This is a genomic window from Streptomyces sp. SM1, from assembly GCF_002910825.1.
Lineage (GTDB): Bacteria > Actinomycetota > Actinomycetes > Streptomycetales > Streptomycetaceae > Streptomyces > Streptomyces okerensis.
This window is the reverse complement of sequence record NZ_NEUB01000737.1, coordinates 21,847-27,846: the sequence shown is the minus strand read 5'-3', so window position 1 is coordinate 27,846 and position 6,000 is coordinate 21,847. Positions and strand designations below refer to the sequence as shown.

The window sequence follows — 6,000 nt, the reverse complement described above, 5'->3', positions numbered from 1 at the left end:
TGTCAATCCCCTGGAAGCGTAGAGACCTTCCTTATGCGGCCAGGTCCTCCTGATGGTGGCTGGCGCGTGCTTCGCTGATGATCTGTTCGAACTCCACCGGCGGTAGCCCGCCGGCCGCGGAGTGTCTGCGGCGCATGTTGTAGAAGCCGGTGATCCAGGTGGCGATCTTCAGCCGGGCCTCGGTCCGGGTGGCGAACTGGTGCCGGTGGATGTACTCGACCTTGATCAGCGAGTTGAACGACTCCGCGGCGGCGTTGTCCAGCGCCGACCCGACCCGCCCCATGGACTGCACCACGCCCAGCCGGTCACACAGCTCGTTGTACGCCTGACTGGTGTATTCGCTGCCGCGGTCGGAGTGGAAGATCACGCCGTCCACATCGCCGCCGCGCGTGGTGGCGGCCATCTTCAGCGACGCGGCGACCAGGGCAGCGTCGTGATGCGCACCCATCGCATAGCCGAGCAGTCGGCGCGAGAACAGGTCGATGACCGTGGCCAGGTACAACTTTCCCTCCCCGGTCTCGATTTCGGTCATATCGCCCACCCATAGGACGTTTGGGGAGACCGCGTCGAAGTGGCGGTGCACCAGGTCAGGGGCCGCTTTGCGCTTGCCCTGCCGGGTCAGCGAGCGGCGCCTGCGGGGCGGTTTACGGCCCTGGAGCCCGAGCTCGGCCATGATCTCGGCGACCGTGTTCACCGAGACCTGCCAGCCCGCGGCCCACAGGTCCAGCGTGATCCTCGGTGACCCGTAGGTCTCGCCCGAGCGGCGGAAGAAGTACGTGATCCTCTCCTCCAGCATCGCCCGTCTGACCTCGCGTTTCGTCGGCTCGGCCGGGCGACGTCGCCACTTGTGGAACCACGCCTCGGATACGCCGAGCGCGCGGCAGGAGACAGTGTGCGGGATGCCGTGCCCGGTCCTCTGGTCGCTGATCACCCCGACGAGAGCCGCCGGGTCCGCCACAGCTACTTCACCCACAGGACCATGCAGCGTTTGAGGACATCACGCTCCATGGCCAGTTCCTTGTTCTCTTTGGTCAGCTCGGTGTTGCGCCTGCGCAGTCGCTCCAGTTCCTCCTGGACGCTCTCGCTCCGCCCGCCAGCAGCCGCACCGTTCCGCCGGGCGCGAGAGACCCAGCTGGCCAACGTGGTCTCGTTGATCCCCAGCTCCCTCGCGACCTGCGCGAGCGGCTTGCCTGTCTCGGTCACGATACGCACAGCCCCCTCACGGAACTCCGCGTCGAACTTCCGCCTCTTCTCCGCCATGACTCCCAACTTCCCCTGCAGTCACGGCCTCTACGCTACGAGGGGAAGGTCAGATGACGGACTTCTTACATCCGCCTTCTTCGCCTGTCCTCAGCCTTTCCTCAGAAAAGCCTCAGAGTTCCGCCAAGCGGTGGCCCGACCGCAGGTCCGACCATCGGAAGACACGCGATTGTCAATGGCCGCCGTCACGCGATGCGACGATCCTCTCCGACCGTTTCGCGCAGGGCCGGCGCCGCCGGCCCGCCCACACACCGACAACGACCCGCGGACGGACTAACAGATGATCACTCAACTCTACGGCGACCTGGAGATCGGCTACACCACCCCATGGAACGGCTCGCTCCATGCCGGAACCGCTTCCCGGACCGGGGCGTGGCGCACACTGGGCAGCGTCTTCGGGGGCGGCTTCGTGTCGAGTTGGCAGGACGCGTACGGCGCTCTGGTGGTCCGGGACCGCTCTGCCGGCCAGGACCTGCTCAAGCCACCCGTCGACTTCCAGCATGTGGGTCGTTTTCCCGGCTTGAGCGTGCTCAAGATCGAAGTGTGGCGTCCTGTCCCGCCTGCCGGGTACGTGGCTCTGGGGGACGTAGCGAACCTGTCCGTGTCCGGGAAGGGGCTGGAGAAGCCCGACGCCGCCGCCCTGGGCATCATGTGCGTGAAGCAGGAACACAACGGACGCCCCCACGTACGCCGCGCGGAACTCGGCCGCCTTCCCCTACAGACCAACGGCAACGGGAAGGGTCTGTGGGCCATCACGCCCCCGCTGTATCCGTTCGACGACACCGAGGAGCACCTCTTCGTGCCCGCCGGTACGTTCAGCTGCGGCCCCGACACCCCGCACGGGCCGACGGCCGTGACCCGGGTGCTGGACCTGCCGGCCGTCGTCGACAAGGCCGACTACGCCCCCGAACTGCGGCTGGTGTCCTACAACGCGCCCCCGGCCCAGGCGATCGTCACCGACCGGGCCCTGACCGTGCCCTACTTCATGGTCAGGGACGATGCGCGCTCCGAGGCGTGGAAGGTGGCCAACTCCCCCTTCTACAAGATCCAGCGCAAGCGCCAGTACGACCTCATCCGCCACGTCGACTTCCGCAGCGCGGGCGGCGGGCAGATCGCCGAGACGGTCGAGGAAGGCGTCTCGCGGGAGAGGGCGCAGGAGTTCGCCCTCACGACCGGGATCACCGTCGGCGTCACGGCGGGCGTGGAGGCATCGGCCAAGCCCTTCGGCATGGGTGCGAGCGTCTCCGTGGAAACCTCCGTGAGCGCGTCCGTCGAGCTGGGCTACACGACGCGCTACGGCGTGTCCACCTTTGAGACCAAGAGTGTGAGCGTGACGTTCGATGTGCCCGCCGGCCATGCCGGTGCACTGTGGACCGACACCCACCAGCTGGTCCCGATCCGCCGTGACGGCACCCTGGTCACCAACGCGAGCCTGAGGCTGAACGCCGGCGATTCCGGTTCCTACGTGGGCCGCACTTTCCCGGAGACCGCACGCTCCAAGGTCTCCGTCGTCCGCAAGGTCTCCGATGTGGAACTCAAGGCCGCGGAGGAAATGGGCATCGATCCCAAGACCCTGGCCGACGTTACGTAAATCCCGCAGTAACACCCGCTTGGCGACAGCAGGGGCATCCCGACAGGGAGGTGTGCCCCTGCTGTTGTGACGAGCACGGCAACCGAGAAACGGAGTTTCGATGATCTACACCAGCAAGTACCCGGAGGTCGCCGTCACCGATCGCCCTCTCCACGAGTGGGTGCTCGGCGAGGCGTCGCGGCGCGGAACGCGGCCGGCCTTGGTGGACGTGGCGAGCGGACGGTCGCTCAGCTACGGCGAACTGGCTGCGCTGGTCCGGGGGATCGCGGCGGGCCTTGCGGCCGAGGGCATCGGCAAGGGTGCCGTGGTCGCGCTGCACTCGCCGAACACGGTTCTGTTCCCCGTGGTTCTCTACGCCACCACCACCGCGGGCGGGACGGTGACCACGCTGTCGCCGCTGGCCACACCCGGCGAGATCGCCAAACAGCTGATCGATGCCGAGGCACGGCTGATGGTGAGCGCGTCGGCGCTGATCGAGACCGCGCGGGCCGCGGTCGAGCTGGTCCGGCAACAGACCGGCCGGGACATCGAGATCCTGGCCTGTGACAGGGCGGACGGTCAGCGTTCGGTGCTGGAGCTGCTGAGCGACGGCGACGTGCCGGCGTTCGACCTCGATCCCGCCGTGGACGTCGCCGTACTGCCGTATTCGAGCGGTACGACGGGCGTACCGAAGGGCGTGATGCTGACCCACCGCAACCTGTGCACCAACCTGGAGCAGTTGAACGGCCCGCACCGGGTCGGTGAGAACGACCGCGTCATCGCGATCCTACCCTTCTTCCACATCTTCGGGCTGACCGCGCAGGTCAACAGCCCGCTGCGCCGTGGCGCGACGGTGTACGTGCACACACGGTTCGACCTCGACGCGTTCCTGACCAGCCTGGAGCGCGACCGCATCACCCACGCCTACGTCGCCCCGCCGGTGATGCTCGCGCTGGCCAAGCACCCCGCGGTCGTAAACCTGGACCTGTCGCACCTGCGACGCATCATCTGCGCCGCGGCGCCGCTCGACGTCGGCCTGCAGGCGGCGGTGGCCGACCGGCTGGGCGTGGAGGTCGGGCAGGCGTACGGCATGACCGAACTCTCCCCCGCCTCACACATCCACGCCGACGGCAACCTCGACGAGCCCGTCGCGTGCGTGGGGCATCTGCTCCCGTCGACGCAGGCACGCCTGGTTGATCCCATCACCGGGCTGGACCTGGCGGCGGGCGAGCCGGGCGAGGTGTGGATCCGGGGGCCGCAGGTGATGAAAGGCTACTTCGGGCGCCCGGAGGACACCGACGCGACCGTCGACGCCGATGGCTGGCTGCACACCGGTGACATCGGCCGGGTCGACGAGGACGGGAACTGGTTCATCGTCGACCGGGTCAAGGAACTCATCAAGTACAAGGGATACCAGGTGGCGCCGGCCGAGCTCGAAGCCATCCTGGTGCGGCATCCCGGCATCGCCGACGCGGCCGTGATCGGCGTCGACGACGAGGAGGGCAACGAGATACCCAAGGGGTTCGTGGTGCCCATGACGGGGGTGCCGATATCAGCCGCCGAGGTGATGGCCCACGTCGCGGGCCAGGTCGCCCCGTACAAGAGGATCCGCCGGATCGAGTTCATCGAGGCGATCCCGAAGGCGGCCTCCGGGAAGATCCTCCGGCGCCGGCTGCGGGAACGGGATCCCGCGCGCTCCTGAGCGGTGCCCGTGCTCGCGGGCCCAGTGTCAGGCGCCGGGGGCGGGCACCCAACTGCCGGAGACTGCACGGACGTTGTAAAGTCTTCGTGTGGACAGCGCGGTTTTCCGGTTCGGGCAGTACGCGTTGGACGCGGACCGCCGTGGCCTCAGCCTTGACGGACAGCGGGTCGATGTCGAGCCCCCGGCTCTGGAGCTCCTGTGTCACCTGGTCGAGCACCGGGGTCGCGTCGTGCCCGAAAAGGAGCTGCGCGACAGGATGGGGCACGGACAGGCGGTCAGTGAGGCCGTGCTCGCCGCCTCGCTGCGCACGGCCCGTCAAGCGATCGGTGACAGCGACTCACGGCAGCAGATGATCCGCACCATGCACCCGCATGGCTATCGGTTCGTCGCGCAGACGACGGTGGATTCCCCCCTTCCGGTCGCCACGGCCACGGCCACGGCCCCCGGCGTCCCGGCAGGGGCGGAGGCGGACCATGAGGTCATCCGCTTCTGCCGGTCCGCCGACGGCACCCGCATCGCCTACGCCCGCACCGGCGAGGGCCCGCCCCTGGTGAAGACCGCCAACTGGCTGACCCACCTCGACCTCGACCGGACCAACCCGATGTGGGCCCACTGGTTCGACGGTCTCACCCGCGGCCGGCAGCTCATCCGCTACGACGAGCGCGGCTGCGGCCTCTCCTCATGGGACATGGGCAGCTTCACCCTCGACGACCTCGTCGCCGACCTCGATGCCGTGGCCGACGCCGTCGGCCTCGACCGCTTCCCCCTGCTCGGAGTGTCACAGGGCAGCGCGGTGGCGGTCGCCTACGCCGCTCTTCACCCCGAGCGGGTCAGCCATCTGATCCTCACCTCCGCCTATGCCCGGGGACAGCAGATCCGTGCGGGCAGCGACGCCGAGCGCGATACCGCTGCAGTCGACCTCAACATCGCACGCGCCGGATGGCGTTCGCAGGGCATCAGCTTCCTGCGCCACTTCGCCTCCCAGTTCCTCGCCGACGCCACTCCTGCGGAGTGGGACGGGTTCGCCGCCTACCAGCGGCAGACGACTTCGCCCGCCAACGGCCTGCGCTTCATGGAGGAGTTCACCCGCATCGACGTCTCGGGCATCGCTCACGACGTGACCTGCCCCACGCTGATCATCCACGCCCGCGACGACGCGCGGGTCCCCGTCGCACAGGCCCTGGAACTGGCCACGCTCATCCCTGACAGCCGACTGGTCCTGCTCGACAGCCGCAACCACCTGTTCACGGCCGACGACCCCGTCTGGCCCACCTTCCTCACCCACCTCTACAACTTCCTCTCCGAGTAACCCGGCAGACGGAGCGCCCGCAGCGACGGGAGAGCTCCGCGGGGCGCGGTGCACGGCTGTGCGGGCGACCGCGTGCGGAGCCGGTCCACAACGCCGGGGGGTACTTCGGTCGCGCACAGTCTGTGGCCATGGCGCCGGGGCAAGCAGGCGCCTGCAGGG

General features: G+C 68.5%; 5 protein-coding genes. 3 read left to right on the top strand and 2 right to left on the bottom strand.

Going from position 1 to position 6,000, the window contains the following annotated elements; genetic code table 11:
* Positions 1 to 31: 31 nt before the first annotated feature.
* Positions 32 to 973 carry an IS3 family transposase gene (locus B9S61_RS42480; protein WP_258039777.1) on the bottom strand — a complete coding sequence of 314 codons (942 nt, stop codon included), beginning with the start codon at positions 971 to 973 and terminating at the stop codon, positions 32 to 34.
* Complete coding sequence (locus B9S61_RS21605) at positions 961 to 1,260, bottom strand: transposase (RefSeq protein WP_103543739.1); 300 nt, start codon at positions 1,258 to 1,260, stop codon at positions 961 to 963. Before B9S61_RS21605 ends, B9S61_RS42480 begins: the two co-directional genes overlap by 13 nt.
* 280 nt (positions 1,261 to 1,540) lie before the next feature.
* Here B9S61_RS21605 and B9S61_RS21600 point away from each other — a divergent pair, with 280 nt between their 5' ends.
* The 3 genes from B9S61_RS21600 to B9S61_RS21590 all read left to right on the top strand — a co-directional run bounded on the left by B9S61_RS21600 (position 1,541) and on the right by B9S61_RS21590 (position 5,841).
* Positions 1,541 to 2,851 (top strand): hypothetical protein, encoded by a 1,311-nt coding sequence (locus tag B9S61_RS21600; RefSeq protein WP_103543738.1) that lies wholly within the window; start codon positions 1,541 to 1,543, stop codon positions 2,849 to 2,851.
* A 100-nt stretch (positions 2,852 to 2,951) separates the two neighbouring features.
* The gene (locus B9S61_RS21595) at positions 2,952 to 4,532 is read left to right on the top strand and encodes an AMP-binding protein (RefSeq protein WP_103543737.1); all 1,581 of its coding nucleotides are present in this window, start codon (positions 2,952 to 2,954) and stop codon (positions 4,530 to 4,532) included.
* An 88-nt stretch (positions 4,533 to 4,620) separates the two neighbouring features.
* On the top strand, positions 4,621 to 5,841 hold the full coding sequence (locus B9S61_RS21590; protein ID WP_103543736.1) for an alpha/beta fold hydrolase: 1,221 nt from the start codon (positions 4,621 to 4,623) through the stop codon (positions 5,839 to 5,841).
* The last annotated feature ends 159 nt before the right edge of the window (positions 5,842 to 6,000 follow it).

Excerpts from the sequence above, each read along its gene's own strand:
- B9S61_RS21605 (WP_103543739.1), bottom strand. The coding sequence starts at position 1,260 with ATGGCGGAGAAGAGGCGGAAGTTCGACGCGGAGTTCCGTGAGGGGGCT.
- B9S61_RS21600 (WP_103543738.1), top strand. The coding sequence starts at position 1,541 with ATGATCACTCAACTCTACGGCGACCTGGAGATCGGCTACACCACCCCA.
- B9S61_RS21595 (WP_103543737.1), top strand. The coding sequence starts at position 2,952 with ATGATCTACACCAGCAAGTACCCGGAGGTCGCCGTCACCGATCGCCCT.